Consider the following 25,244-nt stretch of genomic DNA (forward strand, 5'->3'; position numbering starts at 1 on the left):
GAGCGGTTGGTTAAGCTTTCGCTCAACCGAGGCGCGCATTCTACAGCAGCCTCTGTTGCTGTCAAGCGGTTATTTTAAGATGTTTTCAAAGTTTCCTCTGCAACATCAACCACTTGCGCTTTCGATCTCTCGTTAGCGGGAGGCGAATTCTACAGCGTTACACGCTGCTGTCAACACCTCATTTCCTGCTTCGATGACTTGAAGCTGGCACCGCCGAAAACCAATCCAACTCGTTGATAATCAAGGAGTTTTCCGTTTCGACTGCGCCGGAAGTGGGGCGAATTATAGGCCGCTTATTTTTTGAGTCAAGCGCTAATTGAGCGAGCCTATCAATTAGTTAGCACCCCAGCAAAACCCACCTATATAGAGAGAGGGGGCTAACGCCCCCTCTCTCTATATAGGCATGGCTACACCACACCTGATTGACGTAACGACTCGACTGCACCGGAACTCAAGCCAAGCACTCGCTCCAGTACCTGTGCCGTATGCTCACCCAAGAGCGGTGGCGCATTCCGATACTCCACCGGCGTCTCAGACAGCCGGATAGGGCTCGCAACCTGGGGCACCCGCCCCGCCAGCGCATGTGGCAACTCCACGGCCAAACCGCGCGCCTGCACCTGGGGATCGGCAAATGTTTGCGCCAAGTCATTAATAGGGCCGCACGGTACGCCGACCGCTTCCAACTGAGACACCCACTCGGCAGTCGTCTTGAAGACGGTTGCCTGGCGAATCAGCGGGACCAGTACCGACCGATTGGCTACGCGCAGTGTATTGGTCGCAAAGCGTGAATCCTCCGCCCACTCAGGACGACCCGCCACCTCAGCAAACTTTCTGAACTGGCTATCATTGCCCACGGTAAGAATGAAATCGCCATCCGCTGTCGGAAAGTCCTGATACGGGACAATATTCGGATGTGCATTACCCAAGCGCTGTGGAGAAACACCCGTCGTCAGGTAGTTCATGGCCTGATTCGCCAAGCAAGCGACCTGCACATCCAGTAACGCCATATCGATATGCTGCCCGCCACCACGATGCTGGCGATGAGCAAGCGCCGCGAGAATAGCGACGGTCGAGTACAAGCCGGTCAGAATATCCGTTAACGCCACACCAACCTTGACTGGCCCCGCCCCCTCCTCACCTGCCGGCCGCCCTGTCAGACTCATCAGGCCGCCCAAGCCCTGAATCATAAAGTCATAACCCGCGCGCTTGGCGTAAGGCCCCGTCTGGCCAAAACCCGTAATGGAGCAGTAGATCAGGTCAGGATTAAGCTGCTTGAGCGATGCGTAGTCCAGCCCGTATGCCTCAAGCCCACCCACCTTGAAGTTCTCGATGAGGATGTCGGATTTTGCCGCCAACTCCCGCACCAACTGCTGCCCTTCAGGCCTGGTGAAATCAATGGTCACCGACTGTTTGTTACGGTTGGCCGACAAGTAGTAAGCGGCCTCACCCGTGCTCTCTCCGTCGGCGTCCTTCAAGAACGGCGGCCCCCAGGCTCGCGTGTCATCACCGTTCCCTGGGCGCTCTACCTTAATCACCTCGGCGCCCAAGTCCGCCAGTATCTGGCCAGACCATGGCCCGGCCAGTACCCGCGACAGGTCCAACACCCGCAAATGCGATAAAGCGCCCATATCAGAAGCTCCTATTAATAGAACGCCTGAAGACCCGTCTGCGCACGCCCCAGAATCAAGGCATGTACGTCATGCGTACCTTCATAGGTATTAACCACTTCCAGGTTGACCATGTGGCGAGCCACACCGAACTCATCCGAAATGCCATTACCGCCCAACATGTCTCGCGCCAGACGCGCAATATCCAGCGACTTGCCGCACGAGTTGCGCTTCATGATCGAGGTGATTTCAACTGCCGCCGTTCCCTCATCCTTCATCCGCCCAAGGCGCAGGCAACCCTGCAGGGCCAATGTGATCTCGGTCTGCATATCCGCCAGCTTCTTCTGAACCAACTGTGTAGCCGCCAAAGGCCGGCCAAATTGCTGGCGGTCCAAGGTGTACTGGCGAGCGGTATGCCAGCAGAATTCCGCCGCACCCAATGCGCCCCACGCAATGCCATAGCGGGCAGAGTTGAGGCACGTAAACGGCCCTTTAAGCCCGCGCACATCCGGGAAGATATTCTCTTCAGGCACGAACACGTTATCCATCACGATCTCACCCGTGATCGAAGCGCGCAGACCCACCTTGCCGTGAATCGCAGGTGTAGTCAGACCCTTCCAGCCTTTTTCCAGAACAAAACCACGAATATCACCCGCATCGTCCTTGGCCCACACGACAAACACATCCGCGATCGGGCTATTGGTGATCCACATTTTTGCGCCCGTCAGGCTGTAGCCGCCGTCGACTTTGCGCGCACGAGTAATCATCGCGCCCGGATCAGAACCGTGGTTAGGCTCAGTCAGACCAAAGCAGCCAATCCACTCGCCCGACGCCAACTTAGGCAAGTATTTCTGCTTTTGAGCTTCAGTCCCAAACTCATTGATCGGCACCATCACCAGTGACGACTGAACACTCATCATCGAGCGATAGCCCGAGTCGACGCGCTCAACTTCACGGGCAATCAAGCCGTAACAGACGTAGTTGAGGCCGCTGCCACCGTACTGCTCTGGAATCATCGCCCCCAGCAAACCCGTTTCACCCATTTCACGAAAGATCGCCGGGTCTGTTTTTTCATGACGGAAAGCCTCAAGCACCCGCGGAGCCAGTTTGTCCTGAGCAAACTGCTCAGCACTGTCACGCACCATGCGCTCCTCTTCAGTGAGCTGCTGATCCAGCAACAGTGGATCAATCCAGTTGAAGCTTGCTTTACCCGCCATGAGAGAACCCTCGCGCAATTGACCAAATAGTGTGAACCGATCCTAGGCCGCCCTTTCTATAAAGGGCAAACGAGGATTCAGCACCCTCTTGTGATAATTTCTCACTTCATGACGATAAATACGCCACATCTGACGCTATTTAGTGAGGAAGCCGTACATGCGCCGCAAAATCCCCAGCACGACAGCCCTCATCAGTTTTGAGGCTGCCGCCCGCCACGAAAGCTTTACCAAGGCTGCCCATGAACTCTCCCTCACGCAAGGCGCTATTTGCCGACAGATCGCCAGCCTGGAAGAGTTCTTAAGCGTAGAACTTTTCAGACGCTCCAAGCGCGGCGTAAAGCTGACTGAGGCTGGGCTTTCCTATAGCCGCCGCATCGCTACCCAACTCGACGCCGTGGAGCGCGACACCCTGTCCGTGATGGGCCAGCAAGGCTCCAATACAATAGAGCTGGCCGTGGTCCCCACCTTCGGCACGCAATGGTTGCTACCTCGCCTTAAGGACTTCCAACAACAACACCCGGACGTAACCGTTAACCTGACAAACCGCACTCGGCCTTTTCTCTTTACCGACACGGACTTTGACGCCGCGATCTACTTTGGCGACGCCGATTGGTCGGGCACTTCGTCTTACCGTCTGATGGGAGAGAATCCTGTCCCCGTTTGCAGCCCATCATTCCTGGGGGCAGATGCAAGCCTTAGCCCCCAAACCATCGCCGAACTGCCACTGCTGCAGCAAACCACCCGACCTTACGCATGGCGCCAATGGTTTAACGCCCTGGAAATAAATGTGCCCCGCGACATGACCGGGTCGCGCTATGAGCTTTTTTCCATGCTAGCCCAAGCCGCCATGCATGAAATGGGGGTAGCGCTTATCCCTCCATTTCTCATTCAGCGCGAACTCGCCGAAAAACGCTTGGTAATAGCCAACACGTCCTCCCTGTCTAGCACCAAAGCCTATTACCTGATGATTCCAGAGCGGAAAATTGAATCCGCTTCACTGCATGCTTTCCGGGACTGGCTCATCCATCAAGCTCAGCGCTATAGCCTGAACTAGACACCTTAAGCCCACATAAAAATAATGTAGCGCACTATAAAAACACACTACATATATAAGAAAATGTCGCTTTAAAGTACCTAGTACTTTTGTCTAGCTGGACAATCCTGCAAGCCAGTAACCACGCGGCCTGCAGGGTATTTCTGAAAGTTATGCACCGATAACCAAAAGAAATGTGAAAAAATATTTAAAAACTCACTAAAACTCTACAGGCCACGTTATATAAGGCTTAAAGCCTTGTCATGCGACATTCGGTCACCGCATGACTTGTAGTTAATAATACGTCACCCTCCATAAGTTCTTGAAGGGTCAAAAAATCGCCTGCAAAATGCCCCGCCCCACCTGCATTCAGGTGGGATCGTGCTGATCGGCCGCCCCAGTCGCACCACCCGTAGTGCGCTGGCTTTCTTATAAAAGATCACGCAGGAGATATGACGTGCACATTGGTGTTCCTCTCGAAACCCATCAGGGTGAAACGCGGGTTGCTGCAACCCCGGAAACCATCAAGAAGCTGATCGGCCAAGGCCATACGGTGACTGTTCAACGCGGCGCAGGTATCAATGCCAGCGTTACTGACAGCGCTTATGAAGCCGCCGGCGCAACGATTGGCAGCGCTGCCCAAGCATTCGGCGCTGAGCTGATTTTGAAGGTCGTCGCGCCCAGCGGCAGTGAATTGGCCCAGATCAACAGAGGTGCCGTGCTGATTGGCATGCTCAACCCGTTCAGCAATGAAACCATTGCTGCCCTGGCTGAGCAGGGTATTACCGCCTTCTCCCTGGAAGCCGCACCCCGCACATCCCGTGCGCAAAGTCTTGATGTGCTGTCATCCCAAGCCAACATTGCTGGCTATAAAGCCGTGCTGCTGGCCGCTCACCACTACCCGCGCTTTATGCCGATGCTGATGACCGCCGCTGGTACGGTGAAAGCCGCCCGTGTGCTGATCCTCGGCGCAGGCGTCGCAGGCTTGCAGGCCATTGCCACGGCCAAGCGACTGGGAGCCGTGATCGAAGCATCTGATGTGCGCCCTGCCGTTAAAGAGCAGATCGAGTCTCTGGGGGCCAAGTTTGTAGACGTGCCTTACGAGACCGACGAAGAACGCGAATGCGCCGTCGGTGTGGGCGGTTATGCCCGCCCCATGCCAGCCAGCTGGATGCAGCGCCAGGCCCTGGCCGTTCACGAGCGCGCCAAGCAAGCCGATATCGTCATCACCACCGCTCTTATCCCGGGCCGCAAGGCACCTGTACTGCTGAGCGCAGAGACCGTGGCACAGATGAAGCCCGGCTCTGTCGTGATCGACCTGGCCGCGGCTCAAGGCGGTAACTGCCCGCTGACGGTGGCTGATGACGTCGTGGTCGAACACGGCGTGACCATCGTGGGCCACACCAACCTGGCCGCCATGGTTGCCGCCGACGCCTCGGCGCTCTACGCCCGCAACCTGCTGGACTTCCTCAAACTGGTCTTCACCCCTGAAGGCCAGTTCCAGATCAACCTTGAAGACGACATCGTCGCCGCGTGCCTGATGTGCCGCGACGGTCAAGTCCTGCGCAAAAACGGCTGAGGATAAAAACAATGGAAGAGCTGATCTCCCCCGGCATCTACAACCTGATCATTTTTGTGCTGGCCATCTATGTGGGCTATCACGTGGTCTGGAACGTAACGCCTGCGCTGCACACCCCGTTGATGGCCGTTACCAACGCCATTTCGGCCATCGTGATTGTGGGTGCCATGCTCGCAGCCGCATTGACCGTCACCCCACTGGGTAAAACCATGGGCACTCTGGCCGTCGCACTGGCGGCCGTAAACGTATTCGGTGGATTTTTGGTCACCCGGCGCATGCTGGAAATGTTCAAGAAGAAAGCACCTAAAGCTAAAGAAGAGGTGCGCAAGCCATGAGCATGAACCTGGTCACTGTTCTCTACCTGGTGGCATCCATCTGCTTTATTCAGGCCCTGAAAGGCTTGTCGCACCCGACCACCTCCCGGCGCGGAAATTTTTTCGGCATGCTGGGGATGGGCTTGGCGGTGATTACCACCGTAGGGCTGGTCTATAAACTGGGCGCGGAAATCGCAACGGCCGGTATCGGTTATGTGATCGTTGGCCTGCTGGTCGGTGGCACCGCTGGCTCGGTCATGGCCAAACGCGTCGAAATGACCAAAATGCCTGAGCTCGTCGCCTTCATGCACAGCATGATCGGCCTGGCTGCGGTGTTTATTGCAATCGCTGCGGTGGTTGAGCCCCAATCGCTGGGCATCGTCAAACACTTGGGCGACGCCATCCCGGCCGGTAACCGTCTGGAGCTGTTCCTGGGCGCAGCCATTGGCGCAATCACCTTCTCGGGTTCGGTTATTGCATTCGGCAAGTTGTCGGGCAAATACAAGTTCCGCCTGTTCCAGGGTGCACCGGTACAATTCAGCGGCCAACACAAGCTGAACCTGGTACTGGGCCTGGCCACACTGGCGCTTGGCATCACCTTTATGCTGACCGGTAATCTCAATGCCTTCGCATTGATGCTGGCTCTGGCATTCGTGCTGGGTGTGCTGATCATCATCCCGATCGGCGGTGCCGACATGCCCGTGGTGGTGTCGATGCTTAACAGTTACTCGGGCTGGGCAGCGGCCGGTATCGGTTTCTCGCTGAACAACTCGATGCTGATCATTGCCGGCTCGCTGGTGGGCTCATCGGGTGCGATTCTGTCGTACATCATGTGCAAAGCGATGAACCGCTCGTTCTTCAACGTGATCCTCGGCGGCTTTGGCGGCGCAACCGATACAGCCGGCCCGGCAGGCGCGCAAGAGGCCCGGCCGGTGAAATCCGGCTCGGCTGACGATGCGACCTTCTTGCTGACCAACGCTGACACTGTGATCATCGTGCCCGGCTACGGTCTGGCCGTGGCCCGTGCGCAACACGCCCTTAAAGAGCTGACGGAAAAGCTGACCCACCGTGGTGTGACCGTGAAATATGCCATTCACCCGGTGGCAGGCCGCATGCCAGGCCATATGAACGTACTGCTGGCTGAAGCCGAAGTGCCGTATGACCAGGTGTTCGAGATGGAAGACATTAACTCCGAATTCGGCCAGGCCGATGTGGTGCTGGTGCTCGGTGCCAACGACGTGGTCAACCCGGCCGCCAAGAACGATCCCAAATCGCCAATCGCAGGCATGCCGATCCTCGAGGCTTATAAAGCTAAAACCGTCATCGTTAACAAGCGCTCCATGGCCAGCGGCTATGCAGGGCTGGATAACGAACTGTTTTACCTGGACAAAACCATGATGGTCTTCGGTGACGCCAAGAAAGTGATTGAAGATATGGTCAAAGCGGTCGAGTAACAGACTGACCACTGCTTCACCCAGAACCCCGGCGCAGCATTGACCGGGGTTTTTTATTTCCGATAGATCCCGACCAAAGGCTCTAAATCGCCTGCGGGCATTAGACAATGGTAGCGGGACGAAACCGCATGAAAGTGAATAGACTGCGCTTCTTGCTTCCGTTGCCCGAGATAACAATCCATGTACCGTGAACGTATTCGCCTGAACTCCCTACACGATAAGGTCATGAGCGCCGAAGAAGCCGCCGCCCTTATCCAAGACGGCATGACTGTCGGCATGAGCGGTTTTACCCGTGCCGGCGAAGCCAAGGCGGTTCCACACGCACTGGCCGAGCGTGCCAAAAAGTCGCCGCTGAAAATCACCTTGATGACCGGCGCCAGCCTGGGCAACGACCTCGACAAGCAACTGACCGAAGCCGGTGTACTGGCTCGCCGTATGCCGTTCCAGGTCGACAGCACCCTGCGCAAGGCAATCAACGCGGGCGAGGTGATGTTCATTGACCAGCACCTGTCCGAAACCGTGGAGCAGTTGCGCAACAACCAGCTCAAGCTGCCGGACATTGCTGTTATCGAAGCCGTTGCGATTACCGAGCAGGGTCATATCGTACCTACGACGTCTGTCGGCAACTCTGCCAGCTTCGCGATTTTCGCCAAACAGGTGATCGTCGAGATCAACCTGGCGCATAACCCGAACCTGGAAGGCCTGCACGACATCTATATTCCGACCTACCGTCCGACGCGCACCCCGATCCCGCTGGTGAAAGTCGACGATCGTATCGGCAGCACGGCCATCCCGATTCCGCCTGAAAAAATTGTCGCGATCGTGATCACCAACAAGCCGGACTCACCGTCTACTGTGTCCGAGCCCGACAGCGAAACCGACGGTATCGCGTTCCATCTGATCAACTTCCTCAAGCAGGAAGTTGAAGCCGGGCGCATGACCAACAAACTGGGCCCATTGCAGGCCGGTATCGGTAATATCGCCAACGCCGTGATGTGCGGCTTGATTGACTCGCCGTTCGAAGACCTGACCATGTACTCCGAAGTGCTGCAGGACTCGACCTTCGACCTGATCGATGCGGGCAAGATGAGCTTCGCTTCAGGCAGCTCGATTACCTTGTCCAGCCGTCGCAACTCAGATGTGTTCGGTAACCTGGAGCGCTACAAGGACAAACTGGTTTTGCGCCCGCAAGAAATCTCCAACCACCCTGAAGTGGTGCGACGCCTGGGTATTATCGGCATCAACACGGCCCTGGAGTTCGACATCTACGGCAACGTGAACTCCACCCACGTGTGCGGCACGCGCATGATGAACGGTATCGGTGGCTCGGGGGACTTCGCCCGTAACGCCCACCTGGCGATCTTTGTGACCAAGTCCATTGCCAAGGCCGGTGCAATCTCCAGCGTCGTGCCCATGGTCAGCCATGTCGACCACACCGAACACGATGTGGACATCCTGGTGACTGAACAGGGCCTGGCAGACCTGCGCGGCCTGGCACCCCGTGAGCGCGCCCGCGTGATTATTGATAACTGCGTGCACCCAGACTTCCGCGAAGCATTGAACGACTACTTCACCAAAGCCTGCGCAATCGGCGGCCATACACCGCACATCCTGCGCGACGCCTTGAGCTGGCATATAAACCTGGAAGAAACCGGGAAGATGCTGCCGTAACACGCGGGCTAGACAGCCGCCGACGAAAACACGGTTTTCTCGGCGGTTTTTTTGCAGTAAATTTCAAAAACTGTACTGCTGTACTGGTCGATACCGAGCCCCAACAGGGTCATTTCACACTGAATTCGACAAAAACGCACCAAAAAAGGGCGGACAGGTACAGTTGTGCACATTTATAGCCGTACAGCGCCTATAAACAGTTAACTGGCCCATTGCAATACAGGTGAACTGTATCTACAGAGACTGGACTTAGAAGAGGATCATTGGCGTCAGTTAAACCACTAGCCAATGCCGCCACAAGCGGAAGGATGTCATCATGGAACGTACACTCAGTTCCGATCTGTTCAGCGAAAGCAACACTGTAAACAACCAGGCTTCTTTGCCTTTGCGCGCACTTGCCAACCTGATGTTGTGGCAGCGCCGCATCTCCAGCCGCCATCAATTGGCTCGCCTGGATTCGCGTCTTCTGGCTGATGCCGGGATTAGCGAAGCACAGCGCTACGAAGAGTTGAGCAAGCCGTTCTGGCGCTAATGAGCGCTCGCTGGCCCTGACCACCGGTCCATCGCCAGCATCCAGAATTGAAAAAACAAAGCCCGTCGCGGATTACCGCTGACGGGCTTTGTCGTTTTCAGGGCCCGTTTTGAGCATTCAACAACAGACCAGTACAATTTTAAATATTTTGATATATAACAGGTACAGTTTTGCAAAGGCTTGGTTTAGAGGGCTTTGTCAGCGCGCGTCTGTAAACTTCACAGGTCAAATACTGTCTTTTGCAACTCATCACGCCTGTAACGTTTATTCTAATTAGCCCATGCCAAGGAGTTTCACCATGTCCAGACTTCACCTGATGGGCGCGGCAGCGCTGTTGGCTGTCGCTGCCAACGCCAATGCCTCCAGCTTTATTGTCACCACCGACGCAATGGTGGGCACCCTCAAAGCCACCTCCGACCTGACGTCCGATGCCACAGGTTCATTTCGCGACAACAAAATCGTCCGGGCAGCCCGAGATGACGCCGCCAGCTTCGTGGCCAGCGACGGGACCATTCGAGGAGTGAAACTCGAAAGCGCATTTGAAGCCATTCGCCAGCAAGCCCCGCAACTGGAAGCCACGGACACGCAATTGGCCCAGGCAATCCTGACGATCTGATCTCAACGCCTGCCGCTTCACCCCGCCGAAAGCTGCGAGCTCACTCCCGCTCGCAACTCCGGCAGGGGCTGTCGTACCTCCCGTGCACCACACTGGAGCCCTGGGGGTACACCCGCACGCCGTCTAACGCCCTTTGTTTTCTGGTTCGCGCTATTTCCCTCTGCCGAACACCTGCTGCTGTGGGCGATACTGTTGTGTCTATCGCCCTTGAACGAGTGCCCGCAATTTTCGTCCAATATTGACTCGCGTTTTCCTGGAGACCCCTAATGCGCAGCCCCTTGATCATCGCCACCCTTGGCGTGTTGTTTATCGCCGACGTGGCACAGGCACAAACCCTCGTACAGACCAGTAACATCATTGTGCGTGCATTTGGCCGCACCATTGACTTCACGTCTGACACCACCACCTCCATCCGCGATTCAAAAGTCGTGCGTGAAGCCCACGATGACGCCGCTACGTTCGTCGCCAGCGAAGGCTCTATTCGTGGGGTGCAATTGGAGTCGGCCTTCAACACTCTGCGTGAGCGCGTGCCAGAAGCCCGTACAGCAAGCGATCAGGTACTCGCCGAAGCCATCCTCGCACTGTGAGCCGTCTAACGCGCTGGCTCGCGGCTTGTGGCCTGTTGCTGTGCCTGAGCAACGCCCACGCCGCCTTGCACTTGCAACTCAAGGCCGAAGGCCTGAGCCCGGCCGAACAGCAGGCCAGCCAGGCACTGCTGGATGAGGCCATGAGCAAGCTGCCACCGCGCTTTATCGAGCAACTGGACCGCCAGATTCGGGTGGGCTGGAGCGATGACATGCCCAGCAACGCCTATGGCCAGGCGTCACTGGTGTCCGAACTGGACCTCAACCGTAAGCTGCTGGCCGCGCTGACCGACGGGTCGGCCGCCACCGAACAGACCAACCGCCCCCACGGCACCGTGCGCCGAGAAATGCTCGCCACGGTGTTGCACGAACTGACCCATATTTATGATCGCGCCCGCCTTTGGCCTGCCACGCAACGTGCGCTGATCCAGCGCTGCACCCGTCAGTCCAGCAGCGCGGGCCTGATTGGCCTGCCGGATCAATGCCGAGGCCAGGACGCACGTCGTTTCACCCTGAGCGACGACCCGCGCTTGCTGGACTTGGCCGGCTGGCAGCAATACGTAGGCCGCCGGGGTGAACGCGAGCAGGACAACCATCAAGTCGTGCGTAGCCCGGATCTGTATGAAGTCAGCAACCCCCGGGAGTTCGTCGCGGTCAACATGGAGTATTTCCTGCTTGATCCGGCCTACGCCTGTCGCCGCCCCGCGCTCTATCGCTACTACCAGGCTCACTTCGGTTGGGCCCCTGAAGCCCGGAATGCATGCCCGCAAGGGTTTCCCTTCCTCAACGCGGGTAACGACTTCGCCAAGCAACCACTGGGCACCGTCGACCCCGAGCGCGTCTATGCCGTGGACTACCTGCTGGCCGAGGCCAATCAGGAATGGGCCAGCCGTTGGGGCCACAGCATGCTGCGGCTGGTCATCTGCGCCCCCGGCCGGCCCCGCGGCCCGGATTGTCGCCTCGACCTGCAGGAACACTTGGTGTTGTCCTACCGAGCCTTCGTCAATGACGTACAGCTTTCAAGCTGGGACGGCCTGACCGGTGCCTACCCTTCGCGCTTGTTTGTACTACCTCTGGCCCAGGTCATCGACGAATACACCAAGACCGAGCTGCGCAGCTTGGCTTCGGTTCCGCTGAACCTGAGCCGCCCGGAGATTGAGGAAGTCGTCGAACACGCCGCCGAAATGCACTGGAGCTACGACGGTGACTATTACTTCATCTCTAATAACTGCGCCGTCGAAACCCTGAAGCTGCTACGCAGCGGCAGCGACAACGCCCAGCTCAAGGGCCTGGACAGTATTGTCCCAAACGGCCTGTTGGAAGTGCTCAAGGCACGCGGTCTGGCTGACACCCGCGTACTGAATGACCCCAAGGAAGCCCTGCGTCTGGGTTATCGCTTTGATTCCTACCGCGACCGTTATCAAGCGATGTTCGATGTGCTCAAGGCTCGCCTGCCCATCCAGCAAACCACCGTTGAAGACTGGCTGGCGCTGAGTGCCGAAGAGCGGCGTGCGTGGGTCCCGCAGGCAGACCTGCGCACCAGCGCCGCGTTGTTACTGCTTGAACAGGCGGGGTTTCGTCGCCAACTGCTGCTGGCTCAAGACGAGGTGAAGCAGAAATACCTGAACGCGCGCGGTATCAACGGGGGCGGCATGGACAAGGCCAATGAAACCCTGCAACAAATTCTCGCCAGCAGCGGCTTTCTGAGCCGTCCCGCTGAATTACTTGGCAGCAGCGGTTACGGCCTGCCGCAGGCTGAAGAATGGAAAATACTTGAATCCGAAAGTAGCCAGCGCCAGCAAAGGCTTCTGCGCCTCACCGGTGACCTGGACAAAGAAGTGCGCAGCTTGCTGGAGCCCGCTCGCGCGGCTGAAATAGCCGCCACCGAGGCCAACGTCAAACAAATCGGGGACCATCTACGCGCGCTTCACAAGGCCGCAGGTGGCTTGCAATTGCCCTGAGGTGAACGTCTGGAGTTGCTGACGAGCGCAACGAGGCTGCCTGGTCATGGGAAACACCGGTATACGATCGCTGCGCAATCGATCGCAGCCTGCGCCAGCGACTACACGTAGTCGTTGACGAGCCTGGCGAGGCTACGTCCGGCGACGCAGTCGTCGTAAAACCCGGCAGCGCGGTGCACCTGTCTGATCAGGGGTTCAGGCTTACGCTCGCAAGGCCTGAATGCAATGGTTTACGACGCCTTCGGCCTTGACCGCAAAAGACTCTACCCGGCACCCGGCACGAAGTGTTTATGTACGGTGCCCTGGGCAATCAATCGCGAGAGGTAGTTCATTTTCTCGATATCCTGATCGACAAAGCGCAAGGTCAATTGCAACCAGTCACTGTCCGGGCGAGCTTCGTAAGCCGCAATCGCATGCAAGTAACCATTGAGCCGCGCCACCTCGGCGTTCTCGCCCTGCTCCAGGTCCAGCACCGCACTGTCCAGCACCTGCGGCAACACAGCCCCGCGCCGCACAACCAACAACGCCTCTTTCAAACTCAGCGCCTTGATCACACATGCCTGTGTGCCGCGTGGCAGTCGCAACTGACCCTGCCCACGGCCCGCCGGGGTCGGTGCAACTGAGGCCGGGCGTGTCGTGGTCACTGCCTGGGCCTTGCCACCCGTCAGCACATTGAGTGAGTCGTTGCTCAGCGCCGTATTAACCCGCACCGGCGCGCTATTCATGACGGCCTCCAGCAAGCCGGCCTTGCTGAAGGCTTTTTTCACCTTGGTCAGTAGCTGTTCGTTGGTGAACGGCTTGCTGACAAAATCCGAGACGCCAGCCTGAATCGCCTGCACGACATTCTCTTTGTCGCCCCGGCTGGTCACCATGATGAAAGGCAGCGCTTTCAAGCGGTCCTGCCCACGGCACCAGGCCAGTAACTCCAGCCCCGACATTTCGGGCATTTCCCAATCGCACAGCACCAGGTCGAAGGCTTCACGGGTCAGTAAATTCTGGGCTTTGCGGCCATTGATAGCGTCTTCGATCCTGATGCCCGGAAAAGCGTTACGCAGGCCATTTTTTATCAGATCGCGAATAAACGACGCGTCATCCACCACCAGCACACTGACCTTGCTCATCGACTGCTCCTTTGTAATCCCCACTACCTTGCGCCTAATAATGGCCAAGTGCCAAGAGCGAAAGGCACTCCATGGGTTTTTATGCCTGCGCAGCACCGTGCCCCTCAACGCCAAAAAGCAAAACGCCCGGCATGAGCCGGGCGTTTGGGGTCTCGGGGAATCTTATTTATCGTCAGGCAACGGCTCAACATTAGCGTTATCAGCACCCGTGCCTTCAACTTCTTCACGCATGCGCTTGAGGCCCATGTGGCGCACGTCAGTGCCGCGTACCAGGTAAATCACCAGCTCCGAAATATTACGGGCGTGGTCGCCAATCCGCTCCAGCGAACGCAGCACCCAGATGATGCTCAATACCCGCGAGATGGAGCGCGGGTCTTCCATCATGTAGGTGGCCAGCTCACGCAGCGCCGTTTTGTATTCGCGGTCGATGATTTTGTCGTACTGCGCCACCGACAGCGCCAGCTCAGCGTCGAAGCGGGCAAACGCGTCCAGGGCATCGCGCACCATGTTGCGCACCTGATCGCCAATGTGGCGCACTTCCACATAACCCCGCGGAGCCTCGCCCTCTTCACACAGCTGAATCGCCCGGCGAGCGATCTTGGTCGCTTCGTCGCCAATGCGCTCCAGGTCGATAACCGACTTGGAGATGCTGATGATCAAACGCAGGTCAGAGGCAGCCGGCTGGCGACGGGCCAGAATGCGCAGGCACTCTTCGTCGATATTGCGCTCCATCTGATTGATCTGATCATCGATCTCACGCACCTGCTGGGCCAGGCCTGAATCGGCCTCAATCAACGCCGTCACAGCATCATTAACCTGCTTCTCGACCAAGCCGCCCATCGCCAGCAAGTGGCTGCGCACGTCTTCGAGTTCCGCGTTGAACTGCGCGGAAATGTGATGGGTGAGGCCATCCTTTGAAATCATGGGTTTGCTCCGCAAAAGCTGTGAGCTGCAAGCTATAAGCTGCACGCTATGTATGTCGTTCACCAGGTTGCTTTAACTTGTCGCTTGAAGCTGAAAAGCTGGTGATTGGCCACTAGCCATATCGACCGGTGATGTAGTCTTCGGTCTGTTTTTTGGCCGGGTTGGTAAACAAGGTGTCGGTATCGCCGTATTCGACCATTTTGCCCATGTACATAAAAGCGGTGTAGTCCGAAACCCGTGCTGCTTGCTGCATGTTGTGGGTCACGATGACGATGGTGAACTTGGACTTGAGTTCGTAGATGAGCTCTTCGACTTTCAGTGTGGAGATCGGGTCCAGTGCCGAACACGGTTCATCGAGCAGCAAAACTTCAGGCTCAACCGCGATGGTACGGGCAATCACCAGACGCTGCTGCTGACCACCGGAAAGGCCCAGCGCCGAATCGTGCAGGCGGTCCTTGACCTCATCCCACAGGGCCGCGCCCTTGAGCGCCCATTCAACCGCTTCGTCCAGCACACGCTTTTTGTTGATGCCTTGAATCCGCAGGCCGTAGACCACGTTTTCGTAGATAGTCTTGGGGAACGGGTTAGGCTTCTGGAACACCATGCCTACCCGGCGACGCAGCTCGGCCACGTCTTCGCCCTTGCGGTAGATGTTGTTGCCGTACAGGTTGATTTCGCCCTCAACGCGGCAGCCATCAACCAGATCATTCATGCGGTTGAACGTGCGCAGCAAAGTCGATTTGCCGCAGCCCGACGGGCCGATAAAAGCCGTCACCCGTTGCTTGGGAATATTCAGGCTCACGTCATACAGCGCCTGTTTTTCGCCGTAGAACAGGTTAAGACCCGGCACTTCGATAGCGACTTCTTCGCTTTCCAGGCTCAAGCTTTGTTTGGTGCGACCCAAGGCGGACATGTTGATGCCGTGGGCTGAGGATTCATGCTGCATGGGCTCACTCCGTTCGTAGCTGCAAGCTTCTGGCTGCAAGCTGCAAGTTTTTAGCAAAAGCGGCGGCGGCATTGAATGGGCCGCTTGTAACTCGCCGCTTGGGGCTTATCTATCAGCTGTCCAGCGCCTTGTACTTCTCACGCAGGTGGTTACGGATCCACACGGCCGACAAGTTCAGGGTCGCGATCACCAACACCAGCAGCAACGCCGTGGCGTACACCAGCGGGCGGGCCGCTTCGACGTTGGGGCTCTGGAAGCCTACGTCATAAATGTGGAAGCCCAGGTGCATGATTTTCTGATCCAGGTGCAGGTACGGGTAGTTGCCGTCCAGCGGCAGCGACGGTGCCAACTTGACCACGCCCACCAGCATCAATGGTGCCACCTCACCGGCCGCACGGGCCACCGCGAGGATCATGCCCGTCATCATGGCCGGGCTGGCCATAGGCAGTACGATTTTCCACAGTGTTTCAGACTTGGTTGCACCCAGCGCCAGCGAACCTTCACGCACTGTACGCGGGATCCGTGCCAGGCCTTCTTCAGTGGCAACAATCACCACCGGCACGGCCAGCAGCGCCAGCGTCAACGAGGCCCACATCAGGCCCGGCGTACCGAAGGTCGGGGCCGGCAAGGCTTCAGCGAAGAACAACCGGTCCACCGAGCCGCCCAGCACATACACAAAGAAGCCCAGGCCAAACACGCCGTACACAATGGCCGGTACACCCGCCAGGTTGTTGACCGCAATACGGATCACCCGGGTCAGGGTGTTTTGCTTGGCATATTCGCGCAGGTACACCGCCGCCAGTACGCCGAACGGGGTCACGATGACGGCCATGATCAACGTCATCATCACGGTGCCGAAGATCGCCGGGAAAATCCCGCCTTCGGTGTTGGCTTCACGCGGGTCCTGGCTCAGGAATTCCCAGATGTTGCCAAAGTACATGGCCAGCTTCTGCCAGCTGTTCATGCCATTTGGCTGGTAGGCCTTGACCACTTTACCGATGCTGATTTCCAGCTCTTTACCGTTGGCATCGCGGGCAGTGAGGCTGTCACGATTGAACTGCGCATGCAGCTCACCCAAGCGGTCTTCAATGGCCTTGTAACGCGCATTCAGCTCGGCACGTTCGGATTCCATATCCGCTTGAGCCTGCGGGGTCAGCTTGCCGTCCAGCTCGAGCTTGCGACCGTGCAGGCGGATACGCTCCAGCCCGTGGTTGATCGCGCCGATGTCTTTTTTCTCAAGCTGGCTCAGTTGTGCCGCCAGGTCGTTGACCCGCTTGACCCGCGCTTGCAGCTCAGGCCAGGCCGCTTGGCCTTCAGCAACGACTTTGCCGTTTTCTTTCACATTGACCAGGTAGCCGTAAAAGTTGCCCCACTCGCGACGCTCAATGGCAATCAGCTCAGGCGGCGTGGTCTGGTTCACCAGCCACTCACCCACGACCCAGGTAAAGTCATTGCCGTTCAGGTCGCGGTTACCGACCTTGATCAGCTCGCGGGTCATAAACTCAGGGCCTTGGTCAGGCACGGGCAAGCCCGCGCTTTTCAAGCGCTCACGGGGGACCTCTTCCTTTTGCACCACTTCGCCGATCACCGTGTGATTGGCATCACCCGGCACGCTGTATTGCGCATGCACCAGGTCAGCCGGCCAAAAGTGGCCCAGACCGCGCACGGCAATCACCGACAGCAAGCCGATGGTCATGATGACGGCGATAGACACCGCGCCACCGCTGATCCAGACGCCAGGGGCGCCGCTTTTGAACCAGCCTTTGAGGGAGTTCTGTTTCACAGACTTCTACCTTCCTTAAAGCGACGAATATTTCTTGCGCAGACGCTGACGAATCAGCTCGGCGAGAGTGTTCATGATGAACGTGAACAGCAGCAGCACCAGTGCCGAGAGGAACAGCACGCGGTAGTGGCTGCCGCCAACTTCCGACTCAGGCATTTCTACCGCCACGTTCGCCGCCAAAGTGCGCAAGCCTTCGAACAGGTTCATTTCCATGACCGGGGTATTACCCGTAGCCATCAGTACGATCATCGTCTCGCCCACCGCACGGCCCATACCAATCATCAAGGCCGAGAAGATCCCCGGGCTGGCAGTCAGAATCACTACGCGGGTCATGGTTTGCCATGGCGTGGCACCCAGCGCCAGCGAACCCAGTGTCAAGCCGCGTGGCACGCTGAACACGGCGTCTTCAGCAATCGAGTAGATGTTCGGGATCACCGCGAAGCCCATCGCCAGGCCCACTACCAGAGCGTTGCGCTGGTCGTACGTGATGCCCAGGTCATGGGAGATCCACAGGCGCATGTCGCCGCCAAAGAACCAGGCTTCCATGAACGGACTCATGTACAGCGAGAACCCGCACATCAACAGAATCACGGGAATCAGGATCACGCTTTCCCAGCCATCCGGCACACGCAGGCGGATCGACTCCGGTAAGCGGCTCCAGGTAAAACCGGCCAGCAAAATACCAATCGGCATCAGCATCAGCAGGCTGAAGATCCCCGGCAGGTGCCCTTCCACATACGGAGCCAGAAACAGACCGGCGAAGAAGCCCAAGATAACCGTCGGCATCGCCTCCATCAGCTCGATTACCGGCTTGACCTTACGGCGCAGGCTCGGGGCCATGAAGTATGCGGTGTAAATCGCGGCGGCAACGGCCAGCGGTGCAGCCAGCAACATGGCGTAGAACGCAGCCTTCAACGTACCGAAGGTCAGGGGGGCGAGGCTCATTTTCGGTTCGAAGTCGGTGTTGGCCGCTGTCGATTGCCACACGTATTTCGGCTCGTCGTAGTTCTCGTACCAGACCTTGCTCCACAGCGCGCTCCAGGACACTTCCGGGTGCGGGTTTTTCAAGGTCAGCGGCAGCAGCTTGCCACCCTCTTCCACAATGATGCGGTTGGCCCGTGGCGACAGCGCCATGATGCCAGGGCCTTCAGCGACCTTCTCAACCAGCAGGGTGCGGTGTGCGGTGCTGTGGAACACGCCGATTTCACCGGCAGCATCCAGGGCCAGGAAACCCTTGCGGCGCTGCTCGGCCGTGATTTCAACAATCGGCGAAGTGCCCATCTGGAAGCTGCGGATAAGCTTGAACCGCTGCTCGCCATCCGGATCACGGGCCATGAACCATTGGCTCAACCCGCCTTTGGAGTCACCGAAGATCAGCGAAATGCCACCCACCAGTTGAGTACTGGCAGTGATTTGCGCATCCGCATCGTCCAGCAGCTTGTAGCGACCGTTGAGGGTCTTGTCGCGCAAGCTGAATACATCCGCTTGGGCCCGGCCGTTCACGACGTACAACCACTGCTGACGCGGGTCAACGTAGAGTGCCTTGACCGCTTCGGTCATCTGCGGCAAGTCGATACGCGTTTCAGAGTTAGTGACCTCGCCGGTCATCATGTTTTCTTCACGGGCCATCGACACCACGCTCAACTGCGCGCCGGTCGAACCCGCCAGCACCAGCGTTGAATCGTTGACGCTGAGGTTCACGTGGTCCAGCGGGCCGCCTTGCGGATCAAGCACGATTGGCGTTTCGCCGTACGGGTATTCGATCGCTGGAGCGATGGTCTTTTTACCGTCCGGGTAGCTGACCCTATAAGTATGGCGAAACACCAGTGCCTGGCCGTTGGACAGGCCCAATGCGACGACCGGGCTGCCCGGTTGGTCCTCACCGATCGAGGTCACGTGGGTGCCCGCGGGTAACGGCAAGTTAACCCGCGAGAGCTCCTCACCATTTTTCGCATTGAAGAACAGCGCCAGGCCCTTGTCGGACACCCGCATACCGACCTGGTTCTGCTCTTCGATCGCGATCATCAATGGCTTGCCAGCCTCCTGCATCCACACCGGCGTGATCGCTTGCCGGGCGGTGAGGTCTGCACCCTGGAACAGGGGGTACACGACGTAGGCGAGGAAGAAGAAAATCAACGTGATCGCGCCGAGAACAGCGAGACCGCCGATAAATACATACCAGCGGGTCAGGTGGTCCTTGAGCGCGCGAATGCGTCGCTTGCGTTGCAGTTCAGGCGTATTGAAATCAATGCGCTTGGGAGCGGATGTCGTAGTCATGGGAGAGTTGGCCAGATCATTCATGCGCACACCCTAGCGGTCCTGTATGACAAAAAGATGACAAAGCAGTGACGCAAAAAAGCCGCCGCCAAGTGGTGCTGGCAGCGGAATGGAAAATGAGGTGTATCCGTGGGTACGGCTCAATCGGTGTAGCCGCTGCCCAAGGCTGCGAGGGCTGCAGAACAGACCTTACCGCAGCCTTGGGCAGCGACTACACCGTTACTCAAGTGCCCTGAAAAGGCTTAGTTGCCTTCTTTCAGACCCAGGTCAGCCAGGGCTTTTGCGGCCACTTTGGCTGGCAGCGGGATGTAGCCGTCTTTGACAACCACTTCCTGGCCTTGCTTGGACAGCACCAACTTGATGAACTCAGCTTCCAGCGGGGCCAGAGGCTTGTTAGGTGCCTTGTTCACGTACACGTAGAGGAAGCGCGACAGCGGGTACTTGCCGTTCAGTGCGTTTTCTTCGGTGTCTTCGATGAAGTCAGTGCCGCCTTTCTTGGCCAACGCTACAGTTTTAACGCTGGAGGTTTTGTAGCCGATACCCGAGTAGCCGATACCGTTCAGCGAGGAGCTGATCGACTGCACGACCGAAGCCGAGCCCGGTTGTTCGTTCACGTTAGGCTTGAAGTCGCCTTTGCACAGGGCTTCTTCTTTGAAGTAACCGTACGTGCCGGATACCGAGTTACGACCGAACAGTTGAACCGGCTTGTTGGCCAGGTCGCCAGTCACACCCAGGTCGCCCCAGGTTTTGATGTCCGACTTGCCGCCACACAGACGCGTCGACGAGAACACGGCATCAACCTGTTCCATGGTCATGTGCTTGATCGGGTTGTCTTTGTGCACGAACACTGCCAAGGCATCCACAGCCACCGGAATAGCGGTCGGCTTGTAACCGTACTTCTGCTCGAAAGCTGCCAGTTCGGTGTCTTTCATTTTACGGCTCATCGGGCCCAGGTTAGCGGTGCCTTCAGTGATTGCAGGTGGCGCGGTCGAAGAACCGGCAGCCTGAATCTGGATGTTCACGTTCGGGTATTCTTTTTTGTAAGCTTCAGCCCACAAAGTCATCAGGTTCGCCAGGGTATCGGAACCGACGCTGGAGAGGTTCCCCGACACACCGGTAGTCTTGGTATAAGCCGGGATAGCCGGATCAACACCCGCGGCAACCGCATTCACAGTTGCAACGCCAGCGGCAACAAAAGTCATGGCCGCCATCAAACGCTTCAGTTTCATGCCTTACTCCTAGCAAACGGGGTTAGATGAATCGGGGGCCAGTATCAGCAGGCCGTATGACCACTCTATGAACCGAATGTGACAATTATATGAAAGGCCATCATTGAACCTGGAATGAGTGCCCTGAGTGCGCATGTACAGACGTGTCAGGTGTGCCCTTTCTGAAGGGCTAGGCGAGGGTTTTGAATGTCAGCACGCCACTGAGCGTCTACGCCGTAGACACCCAGTGGCGATGAGCAAGACTAAGGTGCCATCAGCGGCCTTTTTTCCACAGGTAAGCGCCGACCAGCAAGCCCATCGTGCAGATGATTGCCACGTAATACGCCGGGCCCATCGGGCTTTCTTTAAGCAACAAGGTCACGGCCATGGGCGTCAGGCCGCCGAAAATGGCATAGGCCAGGTTGTACGAAAACGACAAACCGCTGAACCGCACCACGGCCGGAAACGCTTTGACCATCACATACGGTACCGCGCCGATGACACCCACAAACAAACCGCTCAAGGCATACAACGGAAACAGCCAGTCAGGGTGTTGCAACAGGCTGTGATAGAACGTCCATGTGGTGATCAGCAAAGCAGCGCACCCCACCACAAACACTTTGCCGGCCCCAAAACGATCCGCTAATGCACCCGATGCGATGCAACCCAGGCTCAGAAATACGATGGCCAGGCTGTTGGCTTTGAGTGCGACCGTTGCCGAGAAGCCATACACCGTTTGCAACACGGTCGGCGTCATCAGGATCACGACAATGATCCCGGCAGACAGCAGCCAGGTCAGCAACATGGAGATGGCAATCGCCCCGCGATGTTCGCGCAGCACGGTTTTAAGCGGCACTTCTTCGGCCAAGGCCTTACGCAGTTGCAGCTCTGCGAACACCGGCGTTTCGTGCAGCCAACGGCGCAGGTACACCGAGAACAGACCAAATACGCCGCCCATCAGGAAAGGGATGCGCCACGCGTAATCCGACACTTCGGCCGGGGTGTAAATCGTATTAATAGCCGTGGCCATCAACGAGCCCAGCAAAATACCGGCGGTCAGCCCGCAGGTCAGCGTGCCGCAGGCATAACCCACATGGCGCGGCGGCACGTGCTCAGCCACGAACACCCAGGCACCCGGTACTTCACCGCCAATCGCAGCGCCTTGAATCACGCGCATCAGTAATAACAGGATGGGTGCCCACATGCCGATCTGCGCATAGGTTGGCAACAGCCCCATGATCAGCGTCGGCACGGCCATCATGAAGATGCTCAAGGTGAACATCTTTTTGCGTCCCAGCAGGTCACCAAAATGCGCCATGACAATGCCGCCCAGCGGCCGAGCCAAGTAGCCAGCCGCAAAGATGCCGAAGGTTTGCATCAGGCGTAGCCACTCAGGCATGTCGGCCGGAAAGAATAATTTCCCGACCACGGTGGCAAAGAACACAAAAATTATGAAATCGTAAAACTCCAGTGCACCGCCCAACGCAGACAGCGACAATGTTTTGTAGTCATTACGGGTTAACGGCCGCGAAGGCGGCACAGCACTGGAAGGCTCTGTGATCATGAAGGATGGCTTCTCTTATTAGGCTAGGCAAAAAAGCTGCAGCTACGCCAGCAGGGGCAAGGCAGGTTTGAAAGATAACAAATTGTGTACCAAAGCACAGAGCTAGACGCACAGCCTGTTCAAAAAGCAGAAACAGAAGGTCGTCGGCCGGGCTGGTGCCCGATATACTCGCTGGCGTTAACACACCTCCGATAGCTTCTGGGGTTGCTGTGCGAAGACGCCCGCCGGGCTGTCACCCATCCATTTCGCAGGGCTTTCCCCTTGGCGCGGCTTATGAAGAACGTGACGAACGTAGTATGTTCGGGCTGAATCGTTTTTCTAAAGACGTTTATTCACCCGCAGTACACATGAAGAATCACGGGTCAGAGGCCCAATGGCATGCTAGAGCTCGAACAAGAAGATCCAATCCCGCAAGGTGACCTCGCCTTGCAAATCACCGCCCTGCCACGCGAAACCAACGGCTTTGGCGATATTTTTGGTGGCTGGCTGGTCGCGCAAATGGACTTGGCAGGGACCGCCATGGCCAGCAAGGTGGCCGGTGGCCGCGTCGCCACGGTCGCCATCGATCGCATGGCCTTTCTGGTGCCGGTGGCGGTGGGCGCGCAATTGTCGTTCTACACCCAGGCGTTGGAAATCGGCCGCAGCTCCATCCAGATGATGGTTGAAGTGTGGAGCGACGACCCGCTGTCCAGCGAGTGGCGCAAAGTCACCGAAGCGGTGTTTGTGTTCGTTGCCATTGATGGCAGCGGCCGTACCCGTTCCGTTCCGCCACGCCGTTAACCCTCGCCCACCGAGAGAGAACCTGCCATGCCCAGCACCCTGTCACTGCCAAGTACGTCCCTGAAAATGGGCGAGCTGGATTGCTGGCACTTTATTCATGGCCAAGCCCAACTGCTGATCGCCAAACAGGGCGCACAGGTTCTCAGTTATCAGACAGGCGACGAACAGCCCATTATCTGGCTGAACGAGAAAGCCCAGTACACCCACGGCAAAGGCATTCGTACCGGCATGCCGGTGTGCTGGCCGTGGTTCGGGAACCTGGCCCTTAACCCGCCCAGCGTGCAGGCCATGTACCACAGCCATGAGCCCGCCCCCGCTCACGGCCTGGTACGCACCCGCGAATGGGAGCTGCTGGACTTCGACGACGCAGGCGAAGCACTGCATATTGAACTGGGCTTACCCCTTGTCGACGGCGGCCTGCCCGGGTGGCCTCACCATGTAGCGCTGACCCTGAACATCCGTCTCGATACGCACCTGCACCTCAGCCTCACCAGCCACAACCGGGGCGATTCACCTGTCAGCATTAGCCAAGCGTTACACAGCTATTTTGCGGTCAACGATGTGCGCCAGGTTCATGTAGACGGTGTTGACGGGTTGACCTACATCGAGACCCTCGATGACTGGAAACACGTTAAACAGTCGGGCGATTTGAACTTCAGCGGCGAAACAGACCGCATCTACCTCGATACTCCCGATACGCTGAGCATCGTTGACCCGCAGTGGGCGCGCCGTATCAATCTCAAGAGCCGTGGCTCACGCAGCGCCGTTATCTGGAATCCGTGGGTCGAGAAGACCGCCCGCTTCAGCGACATGGCCGCCAATGGCTGGCAACGCATGCTGTGCATCGAAACCGCCAATGTGATGGATGACGTGATCACCCTCGAACCGGGTGCCAGCCATACGCTGGGCGTAAGCATCAGCAGCACGCCCCTGCCACCCACCCCGTAGGAGCAGCCGGTCGACGCTCGATTGCTCGCGATCTTTTGATCTTTAAAAGCGGTGCCGCCCCGTCTTCGGCCTATTCATTGCTGCGGTAACGGCCACTCAAGGTTCCGGCTTTACGCCGTGGGCCGCCGCGATCGGCCAGCGTGGTTTAAGGGGGCCCTTTAGATCAAAAACCAGATCAAAAGATCACGAGCAAGCTCGTTCCTACAAACTCTGCCATCCGTAGGAGCGTCGACCGTCACCCGCGACAAAACTTACAAATCCGCATCGACCACGACCCGCACCTTGCTGGCCTCCAGTGCGTAGGCGGCGTCGGCCAGGTCGTTGCTGACCTTCTCGACGTTCAACGTGCCCGTCACCCAAAGCGGTGTGTAGATGTCATCCAGCTTCAAGCCTTTTGGGTATCGCACCAGCACCAGTTGATTGGGCGGCGGTGGTGGCACATGGATGCAGGCCCCCGGGTAAGGCACCAGGAAAAACAGCGTGCTGCGCCCTTTGGCGTCCGTTTCCAGCGGCACCGGGTAACCGCCCAGACGAATCTGTTTGCCGTTCATGCTGGCGACGGTCTTGCTGGAATACATGACGGCTGGCAGGCCTTTGCTTTGTTTCAGGCCGCCTTTCTCAGTGAACACGCCCTGAGCTTCAGGCGAGTCATGATCGATTTCGGGCATCTGTTCGAGGGCAAGTTGATCCGACTTGGGCATCAGGTCGAGCCAGTCGGTTTCCGGCAGTTCTGCCGCGTGCACCAGGCCTGCGCCCAGCAAAAGAAAGGTCAAGACAAAACGGCGCATGGGGGGCTCGATCAAAGAGGGCTGATAACGCCGCGCATTCTAGCGCTCTCTGCGCCAAGCGCAGAGAGCGCCGGCCATTCCATCAGCTTTTTTTCGACACCATGCCGTAAATGATCAGCAGAACAATCGCACCCACAACCGCACCGATAAAGCCGGCACCTTCGCCCGCCTTGTAGATACCCAGCGCCTGGCCGCCATAGGTTGCCGCCAGCGAGCCGCCGATACCCAGCAGGATGGTCATGATCCAGCCCATGCTGTCGTCACCTGGTTTCAGGAAACGGGCCACCAGGCCAACAATCAAGCCGATAAAAATGGTTCCGATGATGCCCATGGACGC

The 25,244-nt window shown here is 57.8% G+C and carries 22 protein-coding genes; 11 read left to right on the forward strand and 11 right to left on the reverse strand.

Annotated features, from left to right (window positions below):
• Positions 1-407 precede the first annotated feature (407 nt).
• Complete coding sequence (locus Q1W15_RS21305) at positions 408-1,628, reverse strand: CaiB/BaiF CoA-transferase family protein (RefSeq protein ID WP_300732030.1); 1,221 nt, start codon at positions 1,626-1,628, stop codon at positions 408-410.
• Between the two features lie 14 nt (positions 1,629-1,642).
• Positions 1,643-2,824, reverse strand: coding sequence for an acyl-CoA dehydrogenase (locus Q1W15_RS21310; protein ID WP_300732032.1), 1,182 nt, complete (start codon positions 2,822-2,824; stop codon positions 1,643-1,645).
• 157 nt (positions 2,825-2,981) lie between these two features.
• On the opposite strand from Q1W15_RS21310, the gene Q1W15_RS21315 reads away from it, so the two are divergent.
• From Q1W15_RS21315 to Q1W15_RS21355, 9 genes are all read left to right on the forward strand, one after another.
• Positions 2,982-3,878, forward strand: coding sequence for a LysR family transcriptional regulator (locus tag Q1W15_RS21315; RefSeq protein WP_300732034.1), 897 nt, complete (start codon positions 2,982-2,984; stop codon positions 3,876-3,878).
• A 436-nt stretch (positions 3,879-4,314) separates the two neighbouring features.
• Entirely contained in the window at positions 4,315-5,436 is a 1,122-nt protein-coding gene (locus tag Q1W15_RS21320; RefSeq protein WP_300732036.1) for a Re/Si-specific NAD(P)(+) transhydrogenase subunit alpha, read from the forward strand.
• 11 nt (positions 5,437-5,447) lie between these two features.
• Complete coding sequence (locus tag Q1W15_RS21325) at positions 5,448-5,771, forward strand: NAD(P) transhydrogenase subunit alpha (protein WP_003438157.1); 324 nt, start codon at positions 5,448-5,450, stop codon at positions 5,769-5,771.
• On the forward strand, positions 5,768-7,204 hold the full coding sequence (locus Q1W15_RS21330) for an NAD(P)(+) transhydrogenase (Re/Si-specific) subunit beta (RefSeq protein ID WP_300732039.1): 1,437 nt from the start codon (positions 5,768-5,770) through the stop codon (positions 7,202-7,204). Before Q1W15_RS21325 ends, Q1W15_RS21330 begins: the two co-directional genes overlap by 4 nt.
• A 180-nt stretch (positions 7,205-7,384) precedes the next feature.
• On the forward strand, positions 7,385-8,875 hold the full coding sequence (locus Q1W15_RS21335; RefSeq protein WP_300732040.1) for an acetyl-CoA hydrolase/transferase family protein: 1,491 nt from the start codon (positions 7,385-7,387) through the stop codon (positions 8,873-8,875).
• Between the two features lie 316 nt (positions 8,876-9,191).
• Positions 9,192-9,407, forward strand: coding sequence for a DUF1127 domain-containing protein (locus Q1W15_RS21340; protein ID WP_300732044.1), 216 nt, complete (start codon positions 9,192-9,194; stop codon positions 9,405-9,407).
• A 298-nt stretch (positions 9,408-9,705) separates the two neighbouring features.
• Positions 9,706-10,023, forward strand: a complete 318-nt coding sequence (locus tag Q1W15_RS21345) for a DUF2388 domain-containing protein (RefSeq protein WP_300732047.1) — start codon at positions 9,706-9,708, stop codon at positions 10,021-10,023.
• Positions 10,024-10,289: 266 nt separating this feature from the next.
• A complete protein-coding gene (locus Q1W15_RS21350; protein WP_300732050.1) occupies positions 10,290-10,610 on the forward strand; it encodes a DUF2388 domain-containing protein in 321 nt (106 codons plus the stop codon).
• Positions 10,607-12,568, forward strand: coding sequence for a DUF4105 domain-containing protein (locus Q1W15_RS21355; protein WP_300732052.1), 1,962 nt, complete (start codon positions 10,607-10,609; stop codon positions 12,566-12,568). Before Q1W15_RS21350 ends, Q1W15_RS21355 begins: the two co-directional genes overlap by 4 nt.
• Positions 12,569-12,831: 263 nt before the next feature.
• Here the strand turns inward: Q1W15_RS21355 and Q1W15_RS21360 are convergent, their stop codons facing one another.
• The 7 genes from Q1W15_RS21360 to Q1W15_RS21390 all read right to left on the reverse strand — a co-directional run bounded on the left by Q1W15_RS21360 (position 12,832) and on the right by Q1W15_RS21390 (position 22,391).
• A complete protein-coding gene (locus Q1W15_RS21360) occupies positions 12,832-13,689 on the reverse strand; it encodes a response regulator (protein WP_300732054.1) in 858 nt (285 codons plus the stop codon).
• Between the two features lie 162 nt (positions 13,690-13,851).
• A complete protein-coding gene (phoU, locus tag Q1W15_RS21365; protein ID WP_300732058.1) occupies positions 13,852-14,613 on the reverse strand; it encodes a phosphate signaling complex protein PhoU in 762 nt (253 codons plus the stop codon).
• Between the two features lie 112 nt (positions 14,614-14,725).
• Positions 14,726-15,559 (reverse strand): phosphate ABC transporter ATP-binding protein PstB, encoded by an 834-nt coding sequence (gene pstB, locus Q1W15_RS21370; RefSeq protein WP_300732061.1) that lies wholly within the window; start codon positions 15,557-15,559, stop codon positions 14,726-14,728.
• A 112-nt stretch (positions 15,560-15,671) separates the two neighbouring features.
• Positions 15,672-17,342, reverse strand: coding sequence for a phosphate ABC transporter permease PstA (gene pstA / locus Q1W15_RS21375; RefSeq protein ID WP_300732064.1), 1,671 nt, complete (start codon positions 17,340-17,342; stop codon positions 15,672-15,674).
• 15 nt (positions 17,343-17,357) lie between these two features.
• Positions 17,358-19,391, reverse strand: a complete 2,034-nt coding sequence (locus Q1W15_RS21380; RefSeq protein WP_300732103.1) for an ABC transporter permease subunit — start codon at positions 19,389-19,391, stop codon at positions 17,358-17,360.
• Positions 19,392-19,861: 470 nt separating this feature from the next.
• Entirely contained in the window at positions 19,862-20,848 is a 987-nt protein-coding gene (locus tag Q1W15_RS21385) for a phosphate ABC transporter substrate-binding protein PstS (RefSeq protein WP_300732067.1), read from the reverse strand.
• Positions 20,849-21,101: 253 nt separating this feature from the next.
• A complete protein-coding gene (locus tag Q1W15_RS21390) occupies positions 21,102-22,391 on the reverse strand; it encodes an MFS transporter (RefSeq protein WP_300732070.1) in 1,290 nt (429 codons plus the stop codon).
• A 378-nt stretch (positions 22,392-22,769) separates the two neighbouring features.
• On the opposite strand from Q1W15_RS21390, the gene Q1W15_RS21395 reads away from it, so the two are divergent.
• On the forward strand, positions 22,770-23,171 hold the full coding sequence (locus Q1W15_RS21395) for an acyl-CoA thioesterase (RefSeq protein ID WP_300732073.1): 402 nt from the start codon (positions 22,770-22,772) through the stop codon (positions 23,169-23,171).
• Positions 23,172-23,198: 27 nt separating this feature from the next.
• Complete coding sequence (locus Q1W15_RS21400) at positions 23,199-24,119, forward strand: D-hexose-6-phosphate mutarotase (RefSeq protein ID WP_300732076.1); 921 nt, start codon at positions 23,199-23,201, stop codon at positions 24,117-24,119.
• A 251-nt stretch (positions 24,120-24,370) separates the two neighbouring features.
• Here Q1W15_RS21400 and Q1W15_RS21405 read toward each other — a convergent pair whose 3' ends face one another.
• Together Q1W15_RS21405 and Q1W15_RS21410 are read right to left on the reverse strand one after the other, a co-directional pair.
• The gene (locus Q1W15_RS21405; protein WP_300732079.1) at positions 24,371-24,907 is read right to left on the reverse strand and encodes a DUF3299 domain-containing protein; all 537 of its coding nucleotides are present in this window, start codon (positions 24,905-24,907) and stop codon (positions 24,371-24,373) included.
• A gap of 82 nt (positions 24,908-24,989) precedes the next feature.
• Positions 24,990-25,238 carry a GlsB/YeaQ/YmgE family stress response membrane protein gene (locus Q1W15_RS21410; protein WP_300732082.1) on the reverse strand — a complete coding sequence of 83 codons (249 nt, stop codon included), beginning with the start codon at positions 25,236-25,238 and terminating at the stop codon, positions 24,990-24,992.
• Positions 25,239-25,244: the final 6 nt, after the last annotated feature.

This window comes from Pseudomonas sp. (genome assembly GCF_030150285.1).
Lineage (GTDB): Bacteria > Pseudomonadota > Gammaproteobacteria > Pseudomonadales > Pseudomonadaceae > Aquipseudomonas.

Excerpts from the sequence above, each read along its gene's own strand:
- Q1W15_RS21305 (WP_300732030.1), bottom strand. The coding sequence starts at position 1,628 with ATGGGCGCTTTATCGCATTTGCGGGTGTTGGACCTGTCGCGGGTACTG.
- Q1W15_RS21310 (WP_300732032.1), bottom strand. The coding sequence starts at position 2,824 with ATGGCGGGTAAAGCAAGCTTCAACTGGATTGATCCACTGTTGCTGGAT.
- Q1W15_RS21315 (WP_300732034.1), top strand. The coding sequence starts at position 2,982 with ATGCGCCGCAAAATCCCCAGCACGACAGCCCTCATCAGTTTTGAGGCT.
- Q1W15_RS21325 (WP_003438157.1), top strand. The coding sequence starts at position 5,448 with ATGGAAGAGCTGATCTCCCCCGGCATCTACAACCTGATCATTTTTGTG.
- Q1W15_RS21330 (WP_300732039.1), top strand. The coding sequence starts at position 5,768 with ATGAGCATGAACCTGGTCACTGTTCTCTACCTGGTGGCATCCATCTGC.
- Q1W15_RS21335 (WP_300732040.1), top strand. The coding sequence starts at position 7,385 with ATGTACCGTGAACGTATTCGCCTGAACTCCCTACACGATAAGGTCATG.
- Q1W15_RS21340 (WP_300732044.1), top strand. The coding sequence starts at position 9,192 with ATGGAACGTACACTCAGTTCCGATCTGTTCAGCGAAAGCAACACTGTA.
- Q1W15_RS21345 (WP_300732047.1), top strand. The coding sequence starts at position 9,706 with ATGTCCAGACTTCACCTGATGGGCGCGGCAGCGCTGTTGGCTGTCGCT.
- Q1W15_RS21350 (WP_300732050.1), top strand. The coding sequence starts at position 10,290 with ATGCGCAGCCCCTTGATCATCGCCACCCTTGGCGTGTTGTTTATCGCC.
- Q1W15_RS21360 (WP_300732054.1), bottom strand. The coding sequence starts at position 13,689 with ATGAGCAAGGTCAGTGTGCTGGTGGTGGATGACGCGTCGTTTATTCGC.
- phoU (WP_300732058.1), bottom strand. The coding sequence starts at position 14,613 with ATGATTTCAAAGGATGGCCTCACCCATCACATTTCCGCGCAGTTCAAC.
- pstB (WP_300732061.1), bottom strand. The coding sequence starts at position 15,559 with ATGCAGCATGAATCCTCAGCCCACGGCATCAACATGTCCGCCTTGGGT.
- Q1W15_RS21380 (WP_300732103.1), bottom strand. The coding sequence starts at position 19,391 with ATGCAGGAGGCTGGCAAGCCATTGATGATCGCGATCGAAGAGCAGAAC.
- Q1W15_RS21385 (WP_300732067.1), bottom strand. The coding sequence starts at position 20,848 with ATGAAACTGAAGCGTTTGATGGCGGCCATGACTTTTGTTGCCGCTGGC.
- Q1W15_RS21390 (WP_300732070.1), bottom strand. The coding sequence starts at position 22,391 with ATGATCACAGAGCCTTCCAGTGCTGTGCCGCCTTCGCGGCCGTTAACC.
- Q1W15_RS21395 (WP_300732073.1), top strand. The coding sequence starts at position 22,770 with ATGCTAGAGCTCGAACAAGAAGATCCAATCCCGCAAGGTGACCTCGCC.
- Q1W15_RS21400 (WP_300732076.1), top strand. The coding sequence starts at position 23,199 with ATGCCCAGCACCCTGTCACTGCCAAGTACGTCCCTGAAAATGGGCGAG.
- Q1W15_RS21405 (WP_300732079.1), bottom strand. The coding sequence starts at position 24,907 with ATGCGCCGTTTTGTCTTGACCTTTCTTTTGCTGGGCGCAGGCCTGGTG.
- Q1W15_RS21410 (WP_300732082.1), bottom strand. The coding sequence starts at position 25,238 with ATGGGCATCATCGGAACCATTTTTATCGGCTTGATTGTTGGCCTGGTG.